The sequence below is a fragment of the Nonomuraea terrae genome (assembly GCF_044465245.1).
In the GTDB taxonomy this organism is placed as follows: Bacteria; Actinomycetota; Actinomycetes; order Streptosporangiales; family Streptosporangiaceae; genus Nonomuraea; species Nonomuraea terrae.
Genome location: NZ_JBITLL010000002.1, coordinates 864,702 through 885,666, shown reverse-complemented (window position 1 = coordinate 885,666; position 20,965 = coordinate 864,702). Strand labels below are relative to the sequence as shown.

Here is a 20,965-nt window from a genome sequence, read left to right as displayed (position 1 = left end):
ACCGCCTGGGATGTACGGCGATATGCCGCCAAATGTGCCAGGTCAGAGGGTTGTCTGTTTCGCGTGATTTTCCGAAAGTCATGAGAAGCCGGTGCCATCCGATACGGCGGCACCGCGGCACACGGGAGGTCCTGTGGCCCGAGCCACGCTGGCCGACGTCGCGGCGGCCGCCGGAGTGTCCGTGCCGACCGTCTCCAAGGTCCTGAGCGGCAAGAAACACGTGTCCCCGGCGACCCGCGACAAGGTCCTCGAAGCGGTCAGAGCCTCCGGGTACGAAGCCCCGCGCGCGCCCAGCGCCCCTCGCGTCGGCCTGGTCGACCTGCTCATCGACGGGCTCGGCTCGCCGTGGGCGCAGGTCCTCATCAGGGGCGCGGAGAAGGCGGCGGCGCGCTGGGGGTTCTCGCTCGTCGTCACCTCCTCCGCGCGCTCCGACTTCGACCTGCGGCGCTGGATCGGCATGCTGCGCAAACGCGGCACCGACGGCATCGTGCTGGTGCTCTCGCGGGCCGACCAGCGCGAGATCGAGACCGTCGAGGAGCTGCTGCACGTGCCGCTCGTGCTGCTCGACCCGGTGGGGCAGCGCGACCCGCGGCTGTCCACGGTCGGCTGCACCAACTGGCTGGGCGGCGTCATGGCCACCACCCACCTGCTCGACCTCGGGCACACCAGGATCGGCTTCATCGGCGGGCCGCTCGACACGCAGTGCACGCTCGACCGCTACGAGGGCTACCTCGCCGCACACCGTACGTTCGGCGTCGACTCCGACCCCGCGCTCACCCGCTACGGCGACTTCCTCGTCGGCGGCGGCAAGCGCCTCGGCGCCGAGCTGCTCGACCGCGACGACCCGCCCACCGCCGTCTTCGCTGGCAACGACCTGCAGGCCGCGGGCGTCTACCAGGCCGCCACAGAACGCGGCCTGCGGGTGCCCCACGACCTGTCCGTGGTCGGGTTCGACGACGCGCCGCTGTGCGAGATGCTCTCGCCGCCGCTCACCACCGTCCGCCAGCCGCTCGACGACATGGCCAACGAGGCCGTGCGCCTGCTCTCCGAGGCCCTGACCCACCCGGGGGGCCCTGCCGGGACGCGCATCGAACTCGCCACCACCCTCATCGTCCGCGGCAGTGCCGCGCAATTGCGGGAGAATGCGAAAGAACCCCACGAATAGCTGTGAAATAACGTTCGTTCGTAGGAAATGACGGCCGGGAGCCCTATTGTGTGGCACGCGGTTATCCCCGTCATTTCGGAGGACGGACGTCGGTGAATCCCGGGTTCCTCATCAAAGATCCTCGCAGCCGTGCCGGATTACGGCTGAGCGGTGCCACCGCCTCGCAGGAACGCCTGGCGTTCCTCAACGAGGCGAGCACCCGCATCGGCAGCACGCTCGACCTGGCCCAGACCTGCCGGGAGGTGCTCGACGTGGCCGTGCCGCGGTGCGCCGACGCCGGCGGCATCATGGTGCAGGAGCGGCTCATCACCGAGGGCGAGTTCCCCGCGCGCCCCAACGACGGCACGGCGCTGGTGCGCCGGGTCGCCACCGCGGTCGCGGTCGAGAACCCCTTCGACTGGGACCGCGCGTTCCCGGTCGGCGAGGTGGCCGTCTACCCGCCGTTCCTGCCGCAGGGCCAGGCCATGGCCACCGCGAGGACCGTCCTGGTACCGCGGCTCGACCAGGGCGTGGGCGACGACAACGCCAAGGCGTTCGGCCGTGACGTCATCGCGGAGCTCCTGCCCGGCTGCTCCTTCCTCGTCGCGCCGCTGCTGGCGCGCGGCAACGTGCTCGGCTTCTTCGTGCTCGTCCGCGAGGCTTCCAGCGAGGCGTTCCAGGACGCCGACGTCGCCCTGGTCGAGGAACTGGCCGCGCGCACCGCCATCTGCATCGACAACGCCCGCCTGTACGCGCGGGAGCGGCGCACCGCGCTCGCCCTGCAGAGCAGCCTGCTGCCGGCCCGCCTGAAGGCGCCGCCGGGGCTGGAGGTGGCCCACCGCTACCTGCCGGCCGGCGACCTGGCCGGGGTGGGCGGTGACTGGTTCGACGTGATCCCCCTGGCGGGCGAGCGCACGGCGCTCGTGGTCGGCGACGTCATGGGGCACGGCGTGCGCGCCGCCGCCACCATGGGCCAGCTCCGCACCGCCACCCAGACCCTGGCCAGCCTCGACCTCGACCCCGCCGAGCTGCTCTACCGGCTCGACCGGGTGGCCGGCCGGCTCGACCTGGACCAGATCGCCACCTGCCTGTACGCGCGCTACGACGTGGCGGCCGGCACGGTCCAGATCGCCAGCGCGGGCCACCTGCCTCCCGTGCTCGTGCGGCCGGACGGGGTGGCCGAGACGCTGCCCGTGGTCCCTGGCCCGCCGCTCGGCATCGGCTCCGAGCAGTACGAGCTGTGCGAGTTCCCCCTGCCCGCCGGCGGGCTGCTCGCCCTCTACACCGACGGGCTGGTCGAGGGCCGGGAGTGGAACATCGACGAGGGGCTGGCCAAGCTGTGCGCCCTGCTGACCGGGCCGCCGCACGGCATCGAGCGCATCTGCGACATGGTGATCCGCACCCAGTGCCCGCACAGCGACCGCGACGACATCGCCCTCCTGCTCGCCAAGGCCGTCTGACGCTCAGCCGCGCATCCCCGCGTACGCCTGCGCCAGGCCCGCCTCGTTGTCCTCCGGGCCGCCGGCGCCCCTCCGCACGCCGCGCGCGGTGCGGCCGGCGACGTGGATGGCGGCCACCGCCCACCGCAGCCGGACGAACAGGTCGAGGTGGTCCAGGTCGCGGACGATCGCCGGGTCCACCGTGCGGTAGCCGTCGAGCACGTGGCGCAGCGCCCGCGGGGTGTCGCGGGTCAGCACGGCCACGCACGCCACGTCGTACAGGAGCGGGGCGTGCAGGACCGCGTCCCAGCCGGCCAGGCCGTCCAGGGCGGACGAGCCGCCGCTGAGGCGGAAACCGCCGAGTCTCGGGTCACCGTGGACCACGCCGAGGCGCAGCAGCGGCGTGGCCTCGCGCGCCTCGTCCAGCACCTGTGCGGCCGCCCGGCGTACGTGCGGCGGCATGGGCACCTCCCGCAGGCAGGCGCTCGCCCACGGCCAGGGCCACCTGAGCCGCTCGGGCAGGTCGTCCACGGCGTCGGCCAGGAGCCGGTGGGCCCTGCCCAGGACGGCGCCCATCCGGCGCAGGTCGTGCGGCGAGCCCGCGTCGGGGACCGTGCCGGGGACGTACTCCAGCAGCGCCAGCAGCCCCTCGGGCAGCTCCGCCGCCAGTCGGCCGTCCGGCAGGGCGACGGGCGCGCCGCCGGCCAGGCCGCGCCGCCCGGCGCGCGCGGTCACCCGCAGGCCGCCGGCGAAGGCGGCGGCGTCGGCGGTGCCGGCCAGCTTGGCGACGTGGCGGACGCCACCGGGAGCGCGGACCAGCCACGTGGTGGAGTTCAGGCCGCCGGTGAGGGGCTCGGTGCCCTCGACGGGGAGCTGCCAGGCGGCCAGCGCGGACAGCAGCCGATCGTGACGCATGGGGCTCCCGAGGGCGGAGGAGACGGACGTCATGCCCTCCATGTGCCCCGCCGGACGGCCGCTCGCACCCGAGCGGGCGCGCCGGTCGGCCCCGTCTGGAGCGGCCGTCGCGGCGGGGCGGCCGGGACCGGGGCCGGCGGGTGGCGTCAGAGGAGGCCGGCGTCGCGGACCTTCATGGCGACGTGGACGCGGTTGTCGGTGCCGAGCTTGGCGAAGATGCGGGTGATGTTGGCCTTGACGGTCGCCACGCTCACCGAGAGCGTGCGGGCGATCTCCGCGTTCGAGGCGCCCCTGGCCACCTCGACGGCGACCTCGCGCTCGCGGTCGGTGAGCGCGGCCAGCTCACGCGCCGCCTGCTCGCGCCCGGGCTCGTGCCGGTCCGTCGCCGCGGCGATCACCTGCCGGGCCACGCTCGGCGACAGCACCGGCTCCCCGTTGGCCACCGCGCGCACGGCCTCGATCATCTTGGCCGGCGGCGTGTCCTTCAGCAGGAACCCGTGCGCGCCCGCCCGCAGCGCGCACAGCACCATGTCGTCGGCGTCGAACGTGGTCAGCACCAGCACGCGCGGCGGCGCCGGACGGCTGAGCAGCAGCTCGGTGGTGACGAGGCCGTCCTGCTCGGGCATCCGCAGGTCCATCAGCACCACGTCGGGACGCAGGTCGCGGATCACGGCCATGGCCTGCCGCCCGTCGCCCGCCTCGCCGGCCAGGTCGAGGTCGGGCTCGCCGCCCAGGATGAGGCGCAGGCCCGTGCGGACCATCGGGTCGTCGTCCACGATCACCACTCGGATCACGGCGTCAAGCCTCCCACGGCAGGCGTGCTTCCAGGACGAACCGTCCGTCGCGTACGGCGTGAGTGAGGGTGCCCCCGGCCATCCGGGTGCGTTCGGCCAGGCCGACGAGCCCCAGCCGCCCGCCCGGCCCTGCCGCGTGCGGCGGCGCGGGGTTGCTCACCCGGATGAGCAGCCCGCCGCCCGGCCGCCCGTCCAGCTCGGCCCGCACGGGGCGGCCGGGCGCGTGCTTGCGCGCGTTGGTGAGCGCCTCCTGCACGATCCGGTACGCGTGCCGCCCGGTCTGCGCCGGCAGCGCCTCCCGCGCCTTCACCGTGTCGTCCACCTCGACGCGCTGCCCGGCGGCGCGTACCTCGTCGAACAGCGACTCCAGGTGAGCCAGCGTCGGCTGCGGGGCCTCCAGGCCGCGCTCGTCCTCGCGGCGCAGCGTGCCGAGCACGGCGCGCAGCTCGTTGAGCGACTGGTGGGCGTTCTCCTGGACGGCCAGCGCGGCCTCGCGGGTCTGCTCGGTGCTCAGATTCTCCCGGTACGCCAGCCCGCCCGCGAACATCGCCAGCAGCGACAGCCGGTGGGCCAGCACGTCGTGCATCTCCTGGGCGATCTTCAGCCGCTCCTCCAGTTTGGCCTGCTCGACGCGCTGCCCCTGCGCCTGCGCCTCCGCCGCCCGCCACGCGGCCTCCCAGTCGCGGCGTCCGCCCACGTACAGACCGGACACGATGGCGGCGCCCAGCAACGCGGCGCCCACCACGCCGTGGAGCACGGCCGCCTGCGGGCTGATGTGCCACCAGGCGGAGGCGACCAGGGACAGCCAGCACACCGCCGCGACCGGCGCCACCTGCCGCCACCGGCGATGCGTGGCCAGCGACGCGATCGCCACGAGCGCCGGGCCGACGACGGTGGACGAGAACGCCACCGGCGCCACCGTGGCCAGCGCCACCAGCCACGGCCGGCGCCGCCGCCACGGCAGCAGCGCGATCCCGGCGGCGCCGAGGCCCAGGTCGGTCAGCAGCCCCGGGAGACCTTCATCGATCACGGGAACGCGGCTGGAGAAGGTGATCAGGGCGACGCAGGCGACCGACAGCGGCAGCGCGGCGAAGAGATAGCGGAGCACGCTCCCCAGCCGTTCCTGCACCCACCAACGGCCGCCCCCGCCGATGGGCGGGTGTGACGGGACGCTGCGCGGGTCGGGGTGGTCGTGCACGGGCTCCAGCCTAGAGACCGGCCGGCCCGCCCTTCAGATGCCCAGGTCGCGTACGGGATGGCCCTTGGTCGGTATCCGTTGTGGACCCAGGGCTACCGGGCGGGAGACCGCTGTCCGGAACGCCGCCCGGAAGTCTGGCCTCGGGTCCGATGAGGAACGGCCGCGTTCGCGATGGACTCGATCCGTGATCGAATTCCACCGCGTCAGCAAGGCGTACACAGGGGTGCGGGCCCTGGACGACGTGTCCTTCACGGTCCGGCCCGGCACCGTCACCGGTTTCCTCGGGCCCAACGGCGCCGGCAAGTCGACGGCCCTGCGCGTCCTGGCGGGCCTGGCCCGGCCCACCTCCGGCTCGGCCACCGTGCTCGGGCGACCGTACGCGGAGCTGGAACGCCCCGGCTACGAGATCGGCACGCTGCTCGACGCGGGGGCACTGCACCCCGGACGCACCGGGCGCGAGGTGCTGACCCTCGGCGCCATGCTGCTCGGCCTGCCCCGCACGCGCGTCGGCGAGGTGCTGGAGCTGGTCGGCCTGAGCGGCAAGGAGGCCGGGCAGACCGTCGGCCGCTACTCGCTGGGCATGCGGCAGCGGCTGGGCATCGGGCACGCCCTCCTCGGCCACCCGAGGGCGCTCGTCCTCGACGAGCCGGCCAACGGCCTCGACCCGCAGGGCATCCGCTGGATGCGCGAGCTGCTGCGCGGCCTGGCCGGCTCGGGGTGCGCGGTGCTGCTCAGCTCCCACCTGCTGCACGAGGTGGAGCAGGTCGCCGACCACATCGTGATGATCGGCCGCGGCCGCGTGCTCGCCCAAGGCTCCCTGGAGGAGCTCGGACGGGGCCGCAGCCTCGAACAGACCTTCCTCGACCTCACCGCAGACACCGATCGGAGCCCCGCATGACCACCACCGCCTCCGGCACTCCCTCCCGTTCCGAGGCCGCGGGCGCCTCCCGGGGCGTTCCCTTCGGCAGGCTGCTGCGGGTCGAGACGCGCAAGCTGTTCGACACGCGCGGCAACCTCGTGCTGAGCGCCGTCCTGCTCGTCCTGTCGCTCGCGCTCGTCGTCGGGCGCAGCGTGGTGACCGGCGAGACGCGCTTCTTCACCCTGGCCGGGACGGCGGCGATCGCGCTCGGGGTGCTGTTGCCCGTGCTCGGCGTCCTGACGATGACGGGGGAGTGGAGCCACCGCACGGCGCTGACCACGTTCACGCTGGAGCCGCGGCGGGGGCGGGTGCTGGCCGCCAAGTGCCTGTCCGCCGGGTCCGCGGCCGTGGTGGTCAGCCTGATCTCCCTGCTGTTCGCGGCGCTGGTGACGGCCGCACACGGCGGGGAGGCCCGCTGGGGCGTCGACCCCTTGGCCCTGCTGGGGTGGATCGCCACGATGGTCCTCATGACAGGGGAGGGGCTGGCTCTGGGCCTGTTGCTGCTCAACGCGCCCGCCGCGATCGTCATCTGCCTGGTGAGCCCCATGCTGTGGGGCTTCGTCGCCCGGCTCGGCACGACAGGGGAGACGCCGGCCAGCTGGCTGGACCTCAACGCCACCACGAACGCCCTGATGAACGCCGACATGTCGCCCACGGCAGCCGCCCAACTGGCCACCTCGGCCCTGGCCTGGATCGTGCTCCCTCTGGCGGCGGGCTTCCTGCGCGTCCTCCGCACGGACATCCGCTGAATCCCGGCACATCCGCGCCGGCGGAACGCTCCGTGCCGGGTTTCCGGGGTGGCCGGGCTAGGCGGGGGTGGGGGAGGTACGCAGGGCGGTTACCAGGGGGGACAGGCCGTCGGTGGCGGCGCGGTCGAGGGCGGAGGTCAGGGTCTGCTCGTAGAGGTCGGTGGCGGCCTCCTTGCGGGCCCTGCCCTCGTCGGTGATGACGGTGTACACCCCGCGCCGGTCGTCGGCGCACAGATCGCGGCGGGTCAGGCCGGCCGCCTCCAGGCGCCCGACGAGGCGGGTGACCGAGCTCTGGTTGAGGCCCAGCAGGTCGGCGAGCTCCTGCATGCGCAGCTCGCCGCCGTCCGCCGTGGACAGGTGACACAGGGCGCGGTATTCCGACAGGCCGAGCCCGTGGCGCTGCAGTGCCGTGGCCAGCGCGTGCTCGACCCGGGCGTGCAGCCGTACGACGCCGACCCACATCTCGTCATCGGTCTTCGTCATCGAGGCGCCTTCCTTCCGGATTGACATCCACTGTACATGCATGCACAGAATATGCATGTACAAGCAAACACTGGAAAGGGATTGGCCATGGCTTGGATCTACCTGCTCATCGCCGCGGCGTTCGAGGTGGTCTTCGCGCTCGCCACGAACGCCACCGAAGGCTTCACCCGGCTGGGCCCGTCGCTGCTCACCGTCGCCGCAGCCGCGGGCGGCATCTTCTTCCTGAGCCTGGCGCTCAAGACGCTGGACGTGGGGGTCGGCTACACCATCTGGACGGGGATCGGCTCCATCGGCACCGTCGTGCTCGGCACGCTGATCTTCGGCGAGGCGATGACGCCGGGCAAGGCCCTGGCCTTCGTGCTGATCATCGGCGGGCTGGCCGGACTCAAGTTGTCCGACCGGCGCGCCGCCGCCGCCTGACCCCCCTCACCCCTCGACACAGGAAGGCATCTCGTCATGGAATGGATCTACCTGGCCATCGCGATCGTCTTCGAGATCGGCTTCGCGCTCGGCACCAACGCGACCAAGGGCTTCACCCGCCTGTGGCCCTCCGTCTTCACCCTGCTGTCGGCCGCCGGCGGCATCTTCACACTCAGCCTGGCGCTGAAGACGCTGGACGTGGGCGTCGGCTACACCATCTGGACGGGGATCGGCTCCATCGGCACCGTGATCCTCGGCGCGCTGATCTACAAGGAGAAGATCACGCCGGTCAAGCTGGTCTCCTTCGCCGCGATCATCGGCGGCGTCGTTCTGCTGCGAGTCGCCGCGGGAGTGTGAGGCAGTGGGGGCGGCCCCTGCCCCCACGTCCCGCCCACCCAGGGCGGCCGGTCGCGCAGGTGTCGCCGCCCAAGCCGCCGCCGGCGGTGTCGGCGGTCAGGGACTTGGAACGGGATCCGGCGTCAAGCCCCGGCGCGGCTCTATGCGCCGGGGTCTCGGAGACCGACTGCGTCATGCCGCCAGAAAGGCTCGGCATAGACCAGCGTCCCCGTCATCCACGGCTCGTATGCCGGGAACGTGACCACCTGAAAGGCTCCATCCGGGATGCGTAGAGATGGCTTACGGAAACCCAGGTCGCCGCCGGGTACGAAGCCGAAACGTGAGTAATAGCCGGGATCCCCTTCCAGGAAGACGAGGGGAGTGCCCCGCTCAGCGATGGTCTCCAGTCCGCGCCGGACCAGGGCGGAGCCCACGCCACGCTGATGGACTTCGGGCACCACACCCAGCGGGCTGAGCACGTGCACGTCAACCAGCCGCCGAGGGGCATCGAGCAGGCTGCGGGTGAACATGACATGCCCGACGATCCGCCCGTCCTGCTCAGCGACCAGCGAGAGGCCGTCCTCCGGCGTGATGGTGTCCCGCAGGGAATCGACCAGGTCGGCGACGACGAGACCGTGGTCACCGAACGCCTGCAGGTGAACGTCCCGCACTGCCTGCCCGTCGCCCGCACGTTCTTCGCGAAGATCCATGGTGGGGAGGATACGGACCTCGCTGAGCCGCTCGCACACGGTTTTCGTGGCCTGGGCCCAGCACATCCGCTGTTCGGCCCGCGGCCGGGCCAGGGCCTCGTGTGCGGCCTGCGGGCGTAACGTCATCCGCCGGCGCCGGCTTCGGGTGCACCCGGACGGTTTCCGCAGGCCTGATGGTAGGAGCGGGGCCGCATGGACCTGGCAGGACTCCGATCGGGCACCTCATGGCCTGCCACGGAGTCGGTTGATCAACAACCGGAATGCCACGCGACACGAAACGGCGGCGTGAACAGGCGGCCGTTTTGTTCGGACTGCTTCGCCAACAGTGTCCCAGGGCGGGGGCGGGGAAACCCACGCCCCGACGGGCTGTTCGGGTTGGGCATGACGCGTATACCGTCGGGCGGTACACCCCCCTCCAAGGAGACGGAACCCGTGCGATCCCGGTTGTTGGCGGCGCTGGCCGCCTCGATGGCCGTCACCTCGGCCCTCACCCTCCAAGCCCTCCCCGCCGAAGCCCGGCCGGCCACCCGGACGGCTACCCACGCGGGCACCCCCACCGCGCAGGACGACCTGCTGGAAAGGCTCAGGGCCATCCCCGGGCTCACCGTGGTGTCGGAGTCGCAGCAGGCCGGCTACCGCTTCTTCGTCCTGTCCTACACCCAGCCGGTCGACCACAAGAATCCCGGAAAGGGGACGTTCGAGCAGCGGCTGACGCTGCTCCACCGTTCGGCCGACGCGCCCGTCGTCCTCTTCACGGGCGGGTACGGCCTGCCCGTGAACCCGGCGCCGTCGCGGACCGAGCCCACCCAGCTGCTCGACGGCAACCAGGTCTCGGTGGAACACCGGTTCTTCCGCACCTCCCGCCCCGACCCGGCCGACTGGGACGACCTGACCATCTGGCAGGAGGCGACCGACGAGCACCGGATCGTCCGGGCACTCAAGACGATCTACTCCGGCAAATGGATCCAGACGGGCGCCAGCAAGGGCGGGATGACGTCCGTCTACCACCGCCGCTTCTACCCCGGCGACGTGGACGGAGTGGTGGCCTACGTCGCCCCGAACGACCCGGTGAACCCGCAGGACCACGCCTACGACCGGTTCTTCGCACGCGTCGGCCCCGAGGACTGCCGTACCGCGCTGGAGGACGTGCAGCGTGAGGCGCTCAAGCGGCGCGACCGCATGGTGGCGTTGCTGGAGCAGGACGCCGCCCGCAACGGCTACACCTTCACCAGGACGCTCGGCAGCGCCGACCGGTCGTTCGAGATGACGGTGCTCGACACGGCGTGGGCGTTCTGGCAGTACATGTCGGTGGCGGACTGCCCGGCCGTGCCGCCCGCGACCGCCACGGACGCCGAGCTGTACGCCTGGATCGACGCCGTCACGTTCTTCGGCTTCTACACCGACCAGGGCCTGGACTACTACACGCCGTACTACTACCAGGCGGCCACCCAGCTCGGCTGGCCCGACCTCAGGTTCGAGCACCTGCGCGGGCTGGTCCGCCATCGCGGCCTCTACCAGCCCAACTCGGTCATCCCCGCCGAGCTCCGCTCCCGGCACGACCCCCGGCCGATGCTGGACGTGGACCGGTGGGTGCGTACCCGATCCGAGCGGATGATGTTCGTCTACGGCGAGAACGACCCGTGGAGCGCCGAGCGGTTCACCCCGAGCCGGCGGGACTCGTACCTGTACGTCGCGCCCGGCGCCAACCACGGCGCCAACATCGCGCGCCTGCCCGAGGCCGACCGCGCGGCGGCGACGGCCACCCTGCGCCGCTGGGCCGGGGTGTCGCCGGCGCTGCGGACCGCGGACGCGGCGGCCGTCCCGGCCGACGACATGCTCCCCGACCGCCGGACACCCTGACCCTGCCCTGGACCCCTGCCGTGCCCCGCGCCTGGAACCCGGCCACAGGCGCGGGGTACGGATTCAGCCCCGCCCGATGAACGGCATCGTGGTCGCCATGACGGTCATGAACGGGACGTTCGCGTCGAGCGGCAGCCCGGCCATGAACACGATGGCCTCGGCGACCCGCCGCACGTCCATGGTCGGCTCGGGCGCGACCGAGCCGTCGGCCTGCAGCACGCCCCGGCTCATCGCCTCGGTCATGTCCGTCGCGGCGTTGCCGACGTCGATCTGCCCGCACGCGATCCCGTACGCGCGCCCCTCCAGGGAGATCGCCTTGGTCAGACCGGTGATGGCGTGTTTGGTGGCCGTGTAGGCGGCGGCGTGCGGGCGCGGCACGTGCGCCGACAGGGACCCGTTGTTGATGATCCTGCCGCCCCGCGCCTTCATGTGGCGGAACGCCTCCTGCGCGCACAGGAACGCGCCGGTCAGATTCGTCCGTACGACGCCGGACCACTGCTCGTGGGAGATCTCGTCGAACGGCATGGACGGCCCGAAGACCCCGGCGTTGTTGACGAGCACATCTACCTGGCCGAAGCGGTCGGCGCACCGGGCGAACAAGGCGCGCACGGCCTCCGGCTCGGTGACGTCGCACGGCGCCACGAGCACGGTGTCGTCTCCGCCGCCGGCGGCCCGCGCGGTCTCCTGGAGGGCGGCCTCACGCCGGCCGGCCAGCACCACGCGGTACCCGTCGTCGTGGAGGGCGAGCGCGGCGTGCCTGCCGATGCCCGACCCGGCCCCGGTGACCACGACGACCCGGCCGGTCTGCTCCGTCACAACGCGGTCCTTTCTCGGCGGGGGCCCGGCCGAGACGACCGTCAGGCCCTCGGCCGGCGATGACGTGCGAACCACGATAGCGACGACCGCCGGTACGAGGAGCAGCACGGCGATCGTGACCCGGGCGGGCATGGAAACGGCCGCTGGCGGCGGCGATGAACGCCGCGTGGCCGCGCCCGGGAAGGGCGTGCCTGGAGGAGCCCCGTGCCGTGCGCTTGACGTTCAGAGGTAGATCTATGCCCGATTCATGGCGATACGTTTGCGTTTGTCCGGTTTGAGACGCTAACGTGGTGTCTGTTGCCCCGGCGGGTGACCTGCACCTTACCTACGGAGGCAGGCCCCTCGCGGCAGGAGAATCTCTCCACGGTATCCCCAGCGCTCCAACGTAGTGTCCGTACGGCGTGCTGCCCGGCTACGTCATTCACGCGAGCGCAAAGCGTCCCGGCCCCTATCAAAGGACCTGAATTCTTGATGTCTGCTCGCCTGCGCACCGTCGCCATGCTCACCGCCTCCGCCGTGACCGCCCTCACGATGGGCACCGCCGCCGCGCACGCCGACACCGGCGTGGAAGAGAGGGTCATGCTGCAGGGCACGACGACGGCGTCGTACTTCTGGGACGACGCCTCCGGCCGCGCCGGCGACACCGGCCTGCCCGCCAGCGGCAAGCCCATGCAGAAGGGCATGGTCGCCAGCCCCAGCTGGCCGCTGATGACCGAGGGCTACGTGATCTACAAGGGCAAGAAGATGCCGTTCTTCGTCGGTGACCGCGGTCCCGGCGAGCCCTCCAGCCGCGGCATCATGCTGGACCTCGACGGCAAGACCTTCGCCGAGCTGACCGGCGGCCGCTTCAACACCGAGACCCTCGGCGTCGACGGCGGCTCCGGCGCCGGCCACATCGACGTCCAGTACGTCATCACCAAGTGGGGCGACGGCGTCGGCAAGAAGAGCCACCCGGTCGCCTTCTCCACCGGTGCCTGGGCCGAGAAGGACACCGAGACCGTGCAGCCCGTCTCGGTGAAGAAGCCGACCGGCTGACGACGGACCTCTCGAAGAGGGCGCCCCTGCGCGGGGCGCCCTCTTCTCACTTGGTGCGGGGGATGGGGACCTTCGACCAGTCGATGTCCGAGCCGAGGTAGAAGCTCGGGTACGCCGGCTGGTTGTAGCCGGTCTGCTGCCGGGCCACCTCCACCCGGTACTGCGGGTCGTGCATCAGCGTGTACAGCTTCCTGCCGGTCACCTCGGTGCTGACGAAGACCCGGAGCGCGGAGCTGTCGGCGGTGCGCACGAGCAGCTCCTCCCGCCAGTCGCCGAGCACGTCGGCCACCAGGCCGGGGTTGCCCTTCGTGCCGTTGTTCGTCACCGTGCCGTCGGCGGTCAGCAGCCTGCCGCGCTTCCAGTCGTCCACGGTGGGCGCCTGCGCGCCGGAGCCGTTGACGATCTGGGTGGTCATGTCGGCGGCCCAGCGGATGCTCATGTTCGTGCCCGGTGCGTTCCGGCCCAGGTACTCGCCGCGCGCCGACCACAGCCCCGCCTGGACCTGCTGGTCGGGCGGCATGGACGACCATGTCTCGACGCCCCGGACGGCCGGGTCTATGTCGCCGACCATGCCGCGCCCGGTGTCCACGCCGCTGTAGCCGCCGTGGATCACCTCGCCGGTGGCGGCGTCGCGCAGCGCCCACCCGTACGGGGCCGACGCGCCGCCCTCGTGCACCGTCCAGATCTCCAGGCCGGGCCGGTCGGGGTCGAGGTCGCCCACGTGCATGGCGTCGCCGTGGCCGAGGCGGACGTTCTGCCCCGGAACGTTGCTCTGCGGCGGTCCCTCGGCGAAGGACGAGTACAGCAGGTCGCCGTCGTCGTCGATGGTCGCGGCGCCGTACACGACCTCCTGGCGGCCGTCGCCGTCCACGTCGGCCGCGCTCAGCGAGTGGAAGCCCTGCGTGGTCAGGTCGGCGTACTCCGGGTTGCTTCCCGGGACGCCGTGGGGCGCGGCGTTGAACGGGTTGGCCATCGGCACGTGGCCGCTGTCGACGTCCCAGACCTCCTTGAGGCGGCGGCCGTTCCAGTCGTAGGCGACGAGCGTGGCCCGGGTGTAGTAGCCACGGGCGAAGATCGCCGACGGGCGCCTGCCGTCGAGGTAGGCGACCGAGGCCAGGTAGCGGTCCACGCGGTTGCCTGGCTCGATCCTGGACATCGCGTAGTCGCCCCACAGCAGGCCGTCGTCGCCGCGGCCGGGCTTGTAGGCGATCGTCTGCAGCTCCTTGCCGGTGGCGCCGTCGAAGACCGACAGGTACTCGGGGCCGGTCAGGACGAACCCGGCGAACTCCCGCAGCCGGTTGTTGCCGCTGCGGGACGGCGCGTAGGTGTCGACGAAGTACGTGGCGAGCTCGACGGCGTCGTCGTGCGAGAGCGGGTAGGAGTGGCGCGGCTCGATGCCGAAGGCCTGCTCCAGGGTCGCGGGCCAGCGTCCGGCCTTGACCTCCGGGTGCTCGTGCCACTGCTCGAACATCCGCACGACGTGGTCGAAGTAGTCCGCCGCGCTCATGCGGTAGTCGTCGTCGTGGGAGTAGCCCGCCTTGACGTCCGCGCGCGGCATCGTGACGTAACGCTCGGAGACGACCCGGCCGCCGGTGCCGTACCGGACGGCCTTCGTGCCCGGCGCGGTCTTGAGCATCAGCTCCGAGCGGCCGTCGCCGTCGAAGTCGTAGACGAGGAACTGGGTGTAGTGGGCGCCGGAACGGATGTTCACGCCCAGGTCGAGCCGCCAGCGCAGGGTGCCGTCCAACTCGTACGTGTCCAGGTACGTGTTGCCGGTGTAGCCGCGCTGCGAGACGTCCTTGGCGTTCGACGGGTACCACTTGACGACGTACTCGTACTGGCCGTCGCCGTCCACGTCGCCCACGCTCAGGTCGTTGGCCTCGTACGTGTAGGCCTCGCCCGCCGGGGTCACGCCGTCGGCCGGCTTCTGCAACGGAAGGTCGTAAAACGATTTAACCCAGGGTGTGGCGGGGGTGCTGCGCCGGCCCTCGCGACCCTTGACGACCGGGGCCACGCGGTACTCGGACGCGGCCGTTCCTCCGGGGTCGCGGTAGTTGGTGCTGTCGGTGACCGTCGCGATGCGGCGGCCGTCGCGGTAGACGCGGAAGTCGGCGCCGGTCATGCCGGAGTCGCCGTGTCCGGTGACCTCGTCGCCGAGGAGACGCCAGCTCAGGAAGACGCCCTCGCTGCTCGGGACGGCCACGAGGCCGCGGTCGAGGTGTTCCAGCCGGATGACGGGGGAGTCGCGGCCCGTGGTCTTCTCGCCTGACGCGCCGGCCGGTGACGCGGCGAGGGGTAAGGCGAGCAGGGCGGCGAGGCCGGTGGTGATGATGCGGCGGATGCTGTCGGGGGGTTTCATGCGCACTCCGCAGATTAAATCGATTCAATCCTATTGCGGACGATATTGGCGAGTTGTTAGCTTTGTCAAGGGTTTGTTACGGCGTCGCCTCATGGCGTTGAGCGCGCGTCTCTGTCGCGGCGCGTGTTCCCGTCATCGCGCGAATTCCAGCAGGACGCCGGTGAATCCCGTCGGCACGGTGTCGGTCACCAGGCGGTCGACCGCGTCCCAGCCGCACACCCGGATCGGGGCACTCAGGGCGAACTTCCGCGCGTCGCCCACGACGATCGTCCGGCGCGCGATCGAGATGAGCCGCCGCTTGGTCTCCGCCTCGTACGGCGTCGCCCCGTACACCCCCGAGGCGTCCAGCGCGGTTGCGGCCAGGAACAGGGTGCGCACGCTCAGGTGCTCCAGCGCCGTCAGGGTCTCGGGGCCGCTGAAGGAGCGGGTGTCCCTGCCGTACTGGCCGCCGATGCCGATGAGCGTCACGTCCGGCCTCGGGGCCAGCGCGGCGATGGCGGGCAGCGAATGGGTGATCACGGTGAGGCCCGCGTCCGCGGGCAGGAGCCGGGCGATCTCCAGCGTCGTGGTGCCCGAGTCGAGTGCCACGGCCGTACCCGCCTCGACGTGCCGCACGGCCGCGGCGGCGATCGCCCGCTTGGCCTCGCCCGCCTGGGCCGAACGGTCGGCGAACGGCACGGATCCCGTCTCCGTGGCGGCGGCCCCGCCGCGCACCGCCCGGATGAGTCCGTCGCCGGCGAGTCTCCGCAGGTCGCGGCGGACGGTGTTGGAAGAGACGCCCAGCTCGTCGACCAGGTCGGTCGCGGCGACGTACCCGTCCAGCGCGACGCGGCGCAGGATCGCCTCGCGGCGGTGCGGAGCCGACGAGTAGCGCAGTCCCGGCTCCATATCACTCATATGACCATGATGTCGGAAAAGATGGCAGATTTCCGCCATGTTTTGGATTTGTCGTGACAACATGGTCGTAGACCGCCACCGGATCGGAGCCTTCCTTGACCAGTCCCGAGACCACCGCGCCGGCGCTCGACGTGCTGGCCCGCTCGTCCGGCGGTTTCGCCATGGTCGCGATGGACCAGCGTGAGAGCCTGCGCCAGATGTTCGCCGCGGCCACGGGGGCACGCGTCGGCGACGAGACGCTGACGTCGTTCAAGCTGGCGGTGGCCAGGCAGGTCGGGCCGCACGCCTCCGGCTTCCTGGTCGACCAGGACTACGGCTTCCACCGGATCGCCGCCGAACGCACGGTGCGCGGCGGGCTCATCATCGCCGTGGACAGCCTGCGGCAGGAGCCCGACGGCCCCGTCGAGGACACGGCGATCGACGAGCGCGTCGACCTCGCCGCCGCCAGGGAGGCCGGGGCCGTCGCGGCCAAACTGCTGCTCATCTGGCGCGACGACGAACACCGGGGGCGCCGCCTCGACACCGCCGCCGCGTTCGTCCGGCGCTGCGCCGACGCCGGGCTGCTGTCGGTCCTGGAGGGCGTGGCCAAGCCCGCCGCCGGGCAGGAGGCGTCGTTCGACGGCCGCGCCGCGATCCGGGAGGCCGCACGGGAGCTGGCCGCGCTGCGGCCGAGCCTCTACAAGGCGCAGGTGCCGCTCGGCGGGGCGGCGCCCGAGGACCGCCTGCTCGAGGAGTGCGCGCGCCTCGACGAGGTCATCCCGGTCCCGTGGGTCGTGCTCTCGCAGGGTGTGGAGCGCGACGACTTCCCGGCCGCCGTACGTGCCGCCTGCCGGGCCGGCGCTTCGGGGATGCTCGCCGGCCGTGCCATCTGGAGCGACGTCGTCGGCTCCGCCGACGTACCCGCCGGGTTGCGGAACCTCTCGGTCCCGCGGCTGAAGCACCTGGCCGCCATCGTCGACCAGCACGCCCGCCCCTGGAACGCCCGCTGACCCCGCGCCGTACGCTCACAGCCGCCTTCCACCGGCGAAATCGGCGCGGGAACGCGGTGGCGGTCGTCGACCGTACGCCGGTCGGCATGTTCGCGTGTCCCGTGGGCGGTGCCGGCACGTCATGGTGCGCGGGGCGACCCGGTCAGCGGTGCGCTGGAGGCGGGCGCATGATCGCCTGAGAGCGGGCCTGTCCCATCAGGCGTCGAAGCACAAGTACGGCGTGGGCCGACGGCCCAGGAGGCCTTGTCAGGGCGCAGCCGGGTTGCAAGGGGCACGACGAAGTGCGGCTTCCGACAGTGCGGTGATCAGCGATCATATGGTGATGGCACGTGGCACTGTGAAGTTCTGGAAGGCCGAGAAGGGTTGGGGAGCGATCTCCTCTCCTGAGCTCCCGGCCGGTCGTGATGCGTTCGCCCACTTCAGCGACATCGTGGCGAGCGGGTATCGGAGCCTGGAGGCAGGTGACGAGGTCGAGTTCGACGTCGTCGAACGGCCGCAGGACAGCTTTGACTACGTAGCTGAGAACATCCGCACACTGTGACCACTTGGACATCAATTCGGGGCCGAAGCCAGCCGCTTGCCTTTTGAGCCATCGTTTCCCTGCGCTGTTGGTGTGACAGAGCGCACGTGGCGCAGCGCGTCGACCGCGGCCGGTCCGCGACGCCGGAGCGGCGTGGTGGCGCGTCGATCAGGAAAACCCGTCGCATGCCGACCGGGCGTCTCGCGGCTGGTCGTCGCGCTGCGGCCCACCGCTTCGCGAGGAGCTCGTCAGTTCCAGAGGACGACGAGAGGTGAAGGCGAGGAGATCTCCTTGCCGCTTCTACCGTATAGCGCACCGGGGGGCTTGCGGCAAGACCCGGGTCTTGCCGCACAATCGTCGGCCGAGGTCACAACCTGCGGAAAACGGGGGCTCGACATGCCTGTGTCGTTGTCGATGTACGAGGGACGCGCTGACGTCGAACCGGTGCCGGGACTGCCGGCGCCGTTGCGGGCGCTCGGGTCGGGGATGCGGGTGTACGCGCCGACCGGCTGGGCGGAGCGGAAGGCCGGCTCGGCACAGGGAAGGCAACCGAGACGGCGACGTGCCCGGCAAGCGGGTTCGACGAAGCGCGAGGCGCCGGTGATCCGAGCGGCCGGTGCAGCGCGACGGAGCAAGACTGCCGCGGAGGTATCGGCGTGATCGAGCAGTACGTGATGGGTCTGCGAGAGGTCGACGAGACACAGGTCGCGGTCGTGGGCGGCAAGGGCGCGCAGCTGGGCGCGCTGTCGCGGATCGAAGGGATCCGCGTGCCGGCCGGCTTCTGCGTGACGACGGACGCCTACCGGCGCATCGTGGCGGATACGCCGTCGATGGCCGATCGGCTCGATCAGCTGTCGCACCTGAACCCGGACGACCGGGAGGCGATGCGCACGCTCAGCGCGGACATCCGCCGGACGATCGAAGGGATCGCCATCCCTGACGATCTCGCGGCGGCGATCACCCGCGCGCTCGCCCGGCTCGGCGAGCAAGCCGGCTACGCCGTGCGGTCCAGCGCGACGGCAGAGGACCTGCCGACGGCCTCTTTCGCGGGCCAGCAGGACACCTACCTGAACGTCGTGGGCCCGGCGGCGATCCTCCGGCACGTCAGCCGGTGCTGGGCATCGCTGTTCACCGAACGGGCGGTGACCTACCGCCGGCGCAACGGGATCGACGACCGGAAGGTCCGCATGGCCGTGGTCGTGCAGCAGATGGTCTTCCCGCATGCGTCCGGCATCCTGTTCACGGCCGACCCCGTCACCGGCAACCGGAAGGTCGCCACCGTGGACGCCGGCTTCGGCCTCGGTGAAGCCCTGGTCTCCGGCCTGGTCAACCCGGACGTCTACAAGGTGCGAGACGGCGAGGTCGTCACCAAGGCGGTCGCCGCCAAGCAGCGTGCCGTCCACCCGCTGCCGGACGGCGGGACGCGGGAAGTGGCGATCGACCCGCGGCGGCAGGAGCAGGCGGCGCTGACGGACGCGCAGGTCGTGCGGCTCGTGCAGCTCGGCCGGCGCCTCGAAGCGCACTTCGGCCGCCCGCAGGACATCGAATGGTGCCTGGTCGATGATGACTTCCAGGTCGTTCAGAGCCGGCCGATCACCACGCTGTTCCCCATCCCCGAGGCCGGCGACCAGGACAACCACGTCTACGTCTCCGTCGGTCATGGGCAGATGATGACCGACCCCATGAAGCCCTTGGGGCTCTCCATGTGGCGGCTGACGGCCATGGCGCCGATGCACGAGGCCGGCGGCAGGCTGTTCGTCGACGTCACCCGGCACCTGGCGTCGCCCGCGAGCCGCGCCGGCTTCCTGGAGCTGGCGGGCAGGTCGGATCCGCTCATCAGGGACGCGCTGGAGACGGTCCTCGACCGCGGCGACTTCGTCCCGTCACTCCCGGACGGAGCTCCAGGCGGCCCGCCGGCCGGCGGGCCACCGGCCCCGATCGAGACTGATCCGGCCATCGTCACCCAGCTGATCGAGCGCAGCCAGGCGTCCATCGCCGCCCTGCGGCGCGACATCCGGACGAAGACCGGGCCGGCGCTGTTCGACTTCCTGCTGGACGCCTTCGAGGAGCACAAGCGAGTCCTCAGAGATCCGCTGAACTTTCAGGCGATCATGGCGGGGATGGAGGCCACGTGGTGGCTCAACGACAAGCTGTACGAGTGGCTGGGCGAGAAGAACGCGGCCGACACGCTCACGCTGTCCGCCCCGGGCAACGTCACGTCGGAGATGGGACTGGCGCTGCTCGACGTCGCGGACGTGATCCGGCCGCATCCGGAGGTGGTGGCGTTCCTGCAGGGCGTCGAGGACGAGGGCTTCCTGGACGAGTTGCCGAAGCTCGCGGGCGGGACCGAAGCGCGTGAGGCCATCGAGGCATACCTCGACCGGTACGGCATGCGCTGCGTCGGCGAGATCGACATCACGAGGCCCCGCTGGAGCGAGCGCCCCACCACGTTGGTGCCCGTGATCCTCGACAACGTCAAGCTCTTCGAGCCGGGCGCCGCCGCGCGGCGCTTCGAGCAAGGGCGGCAGGAGGCGGAGAAGAAGGAGCGGGACGTGCTGTCACGCTTGCGGGCCCTGCCGGACGGGGAGCGGAAAGCCGACGAGGCCAAGCGGATGATCGACCGGGTCCGGACTTTCATCGGCTACCGCGAGTACCCGAAGTACGACATCGTCAGCCGCTCCTTCGTCTACAAGCAGGCCTTGCTGGCGGAGGCCGAGCGTCTCGTGCGGGCCGGCGTACTCCCCGAGAAGGAGGACATCTTCTCCCTCACCTTCGAGGAGCTCCACGACGTCGTGCGCACCAACCAGGTGGATGACCAGCTCATCCAGCAGCGCAAGGACGCGTACCGGTCGTACCACGCGCTCACGCCGCCCCGGGTGCTCACCTCGGACGGCGAGGTCATCACCGGGGCGTACCGACGCGACGACGTGCCGGCCGGTGCCCTGATCGGCCTGCCGGTCTCCGCCGGGACCATCGAGGGCAGGGCCCGCGTGATCCTGGACATGGCGGAGGCCGAGCTCGCCGCCGGCGACATCCTGGTCACGGCCCATACGGACCCCAGCTGGACGCCCCTGTTCGTCGCCGTCTCAGGCCTGGTGACGGAGGTCGGAGGGTTGATGACGCACGGGGCGGTGATCGCACGCGAGTACGGTTTGCCGGCCGTCGTCGGTGTGGTGGACGCCACCCGGCTGATCCGGGACGGGCAGCGGATCCGCGTACACGGAACCGACGGGTACGTCGAGATCCTGCCTTGACCGAGCCGATCACCGCGCCTGGCGTCAGGAGGCGCTTTCCGCGTGGGCGGAGGCGGGGCAGTGCGCCTCGCCCCTCGAAATGATCCACGCAGGCCTGGCGACGGCTCCACGGCGAAGATCTCCGCCTG

At 71.7% G+C, this 20,965-nt stretch carries 19 protein-coding genes; 11 read left to right on the top strand and 8 right to left on the bottom strand.

The window, feature by feature from the left end:
- The first annotated feature begins 133 nt into the window (after nt 1-133).
- The gene (locus tag ACIBP6_RS10555) at nt 134-1,165 is read left to right on the top strand and encodes a LacI family DNA-binding transcriptional regulator (protein ID WP_397050840.1); all 1,032 of its coding nucleotides are present in this window, start codon (nt 134-136) and stop codon (nt 1,163-1,165) included.
- Nucleotides 1,166-1,257: 92 nt separating this feature from the next.
- Nucleotides 1,258-2,604: a PP2C family protein-serine/threonine phosphatase gene (locus ACIBP6_RS10550; RefSeq protein WP_397050838.1), complete on the top strand. Its 1,347-nt coding sequence runs from the start codon at nt 1,258-1,260 to the stop codon at nt 2,602-2,604.
- Nucleotides 2,605-2,607: 3 nt separating this feature from the next.
- Here the strand turns inward: ACIBP6_RS10550 and ACIBP6_RS10545 are convergent, their stop codons facing one another.
- The 3 genes from ACIBP6_RS10545 to ACIBP6_RS10535 form a co-directional block, all read right to left on the bottom strand.
- Nucleotides 2,608-3,498: a phosphotransferase enzyme family protein gene (locus tag ACIBP6_RS10545; protein WP_397050836.1), complete on the bottom strand. Its 891-nt coding sequence runs from the start codon at nt 3,496-3,498 to the stop codon at nt 2,608-2,610.
- Between the two features lie 146 nt (nt 3,499-3,644).
- Nucleotides 3,645-4,292 carry a response regulator gene (locus tag ACIBP6_RS10540; protein WP_397050834.1) on the bottom strand — a complete coding sequence of 216 codons (648 nt, stop codon included), beginning with the start codon at nt 4,290-4,292 and terminating at the stop codon, nt 3,645-3,647.
- A 4-nt stretch (nt 4,293-4,296) separates the two neighbouring features.
- Entirely contained in the window at nt 4,297-5,490 is a 1,194-nt protein-coding gene (locus ACIBP6_RS10535; RefSeq protein ID WP_397050832.1) for a sensor histidine kinase, read from the bottom strand.
- A gap of 184 nt (nt 5,491-5,674) precedes the next feature.
- Between ACIBP6_RS10535 and ACIBP6_RS10530 the strand changes: the two genes are divergently transcribed.
- Both ACIBP6_RS10530 and ACIBP6_RS10525 read left to right on the top strand, forming a co-directional pair.
- Entirely contained in the window at nt 5,675-6,388 is a 714-nt protein-coding gene (locus ACIBP6_RS10530; RefSeq protein WP_397050830.1) for an ABC transporter ATP-binding protein, read from the top strand.
- The gene (locus tag ACIBP6_RS10525; protein WP_397050828.1) at nt 6,385-7,158 is read left to right on the top strand and encodes a hypothetical protein; all 774 of its coding nucleotides are present in this window, start codon (nt 6,385-6,387) and stop codon (nt 7,156-7,158) included. Before ACIBP6_RS10530 ends, ACIBP6_RS10525 begins: the two co-directional genes overlap by 4 nt.
- Nucleotides 7,159-7,215: 57 nt before the next feature.
- On the opposite strand, the gene ACIBP6_RS10520 is transcribed toward ACIBP6_RS10525, so the two are convergent.
- A complete protein-coding gene (locus ACIBP6_RS10520) occupies nt 7,216-7,641 on the bottom strand; it encodes a MarR family winged helix-turn-helix transcriptional regulator (protein WP_397050826.1) in 426 nt (141 codons plus the stop codon).
- Nucleotides 7,642-7,728: 87 nt separating this feature from the next.
- Between ACIBP6_RS10520 and ACIBP6_RS10515 the strand changes: the two genes are divergently transcribed.
- Together ACIBP6_RS10515 and ACIBP6_RS10510 are read left to right on the top strand one after the other, a co-directional pair.
- Nucleotides 7,729-8,061, top strand: a complete 333-nt coding sequence (locus tag ACIBP6_RS10515; RefSeq protein WP_397050824.1) for a DMT family transporter — start codon at nt 7,729-7,731, stop codon at nt 8,059-8,061.
- A gap of 36 nt (nt 8,062-8,097) precedes the next feature.
- Nucleotides 8,098-8,418, top strand: a complete 321-nt coding sequence (locus ACIBP6_RS10510; RefSeq protein ID WP_132611756.1) for a DMT family transporter — start codon at nt 8,098-8,100, stop codon at nt 8,416-8,418.
- Between the two features lie 140 nt (nt 8,419-8,558).
- On the opposite strand, the gene ACIBP6_RS10505 is transcribed toward ACIBP6_RS10510, so the two are convergent.
- The gene (locus ACIBP6_RS10505; protein WP_397050822.1) at nt 8,559-9,107 is read right to left on the bottom strand and encodes a GNAT family N-acetyltransferase; all 549 of its coding nucleotides are present in this window, start codon (nt 9,105-9,107) and stop codon (nt 8,559-8,561) included.
- A gap of 432 nt (nt 9,108-9,539) precedes the next feature.
- Here ACIBP6_RS10505 and ACIBP6_RS10500 point away from each other — a divergent pair, with 432 nt between their 5' ends.
- Nucleotides 9,540-10,967 carry a S28 family serine protease gene (locus ACIBP6_RS10500; protein ID WP_397050820.1) on the top strand — a complete coding sequence of 476 codons (1,428 nt, stop codon included), beginning with the start codon at nt 9,540-9,542 and terminating at the stop codon, nt 10,965-10,967.
- A gap of 63 nt (nt 10,968-11,030) precedes the next feature.
- On the opposite strand, the gene ACIBP6_RS10495 is transcribed toward ACIBP6_RS10500, so the two are convergent.
- Nucleotides 11,031-11,783 (bottom strand): SDR family oxidoreductase, encoded by a 753-nt coding sequence (locus ACIBP6_RS10495; protein ID WP_397050818.1) that lies wholly within the window; start codon nt 11,781-11,783, stop codon nt 11,031-11,033.
- 471 nt (nt 11,784-12,254) lie between these two features.
- Between ACIBP6_RS10495 and ACIBP6_RS10490 the strand changes: the two genes are divergently transcribed.
- Nucleotides 12,255-12,818: a hypothetical protein gene (locus tag ACIBP6_RS10490; protein ID WP_397050816.1), complete on the top strand. Its 564-nt coding sequence runs from the start codon at nt 12,255-12,257 to the stop codon at nt 12,816-12,818.
- 46 nt (nt 12,819-12,864) lie between these two features.
- Here the strand turns inward: ACIBP6_RS10490 and ACIBP6_RS10485 are convergent, their stop codons facing one another.
- Together ACIBP6_RS10485 and ACIBP6_RS10480 are read right to left on the bottom strand one after the other, a co-directional pair.
- Nucleotides 12,865-15,177: a rhamnogalacturonan lyase gene (locus ACIBP6_RS10485; protein ID WP_397050814.1), complete on the bottom strand. Its 2,313-nt coding sequence runs from the start codon at nt 15,175-15,177 to the stop codon at nt 12,865-12,867.
- Nucleotides 15,178-15,309: 132 nt separating this feature from the next.
- A complete protein-coding gene (locus ACIBP6_RS10480; RefSeq protein WP_397050812.1) occupies nt 15,310-16,074 on the bottom strand; it encodes a DeoR/GlpR family DNA-binding transcription regulator in 765 nt (254 codons plus the stop codon).
- Between the two features lie 95 nt (nt 16,075-16,169).
- Between ACIBP6_RS10480 and ACIBP6_RS10475 the strand changes: the two genes are divergently transcribed.
- The 3 genes from ACIBP6_RS10475 (at nt 16,170) to rph (ending at nt 20,837) form a co-directional block, all read left to right on the top strand.
- Complete coding sequence (locus tag ACIBP6_RS10475; protein ID WP_397050810.1) at nt 16,170-17,063, top strand: hypothetical protein; 894 nt, start codon at nt 16,170-16,172, stop codon at nt 17,061-17,063.
- Nucleotides 17,064-17,385: 322 nt separating this feature from the next.
- Nucleotides 17,386-17,604: a cold-shock protein gene (locus ACIBP6_RS10470; protein ID WP_397050808.1), complete on the top strand. Its 219-nt coding sequence runs from the start codon at nt 17,386-17,388 to the stop codon at nt 17,602-17,604.
- A gap of 635 nt (nt 17,605-18,239) precedes the next feature.
- On the top strand, nt 18,240-20,837 hold the full coding sequence (gene rph, locus ACIBP6_RS10465) for a rifamycin-inactivating phosphotransferase (RefSeq protein WP_397050807.1): 2,598 nt from the start codon (nt 18,240-18,242) through the stop codon (nt 20,835-20,837).
- Nucleotides 20,838-20,965 lie beyond the last annotated feature (128 nt).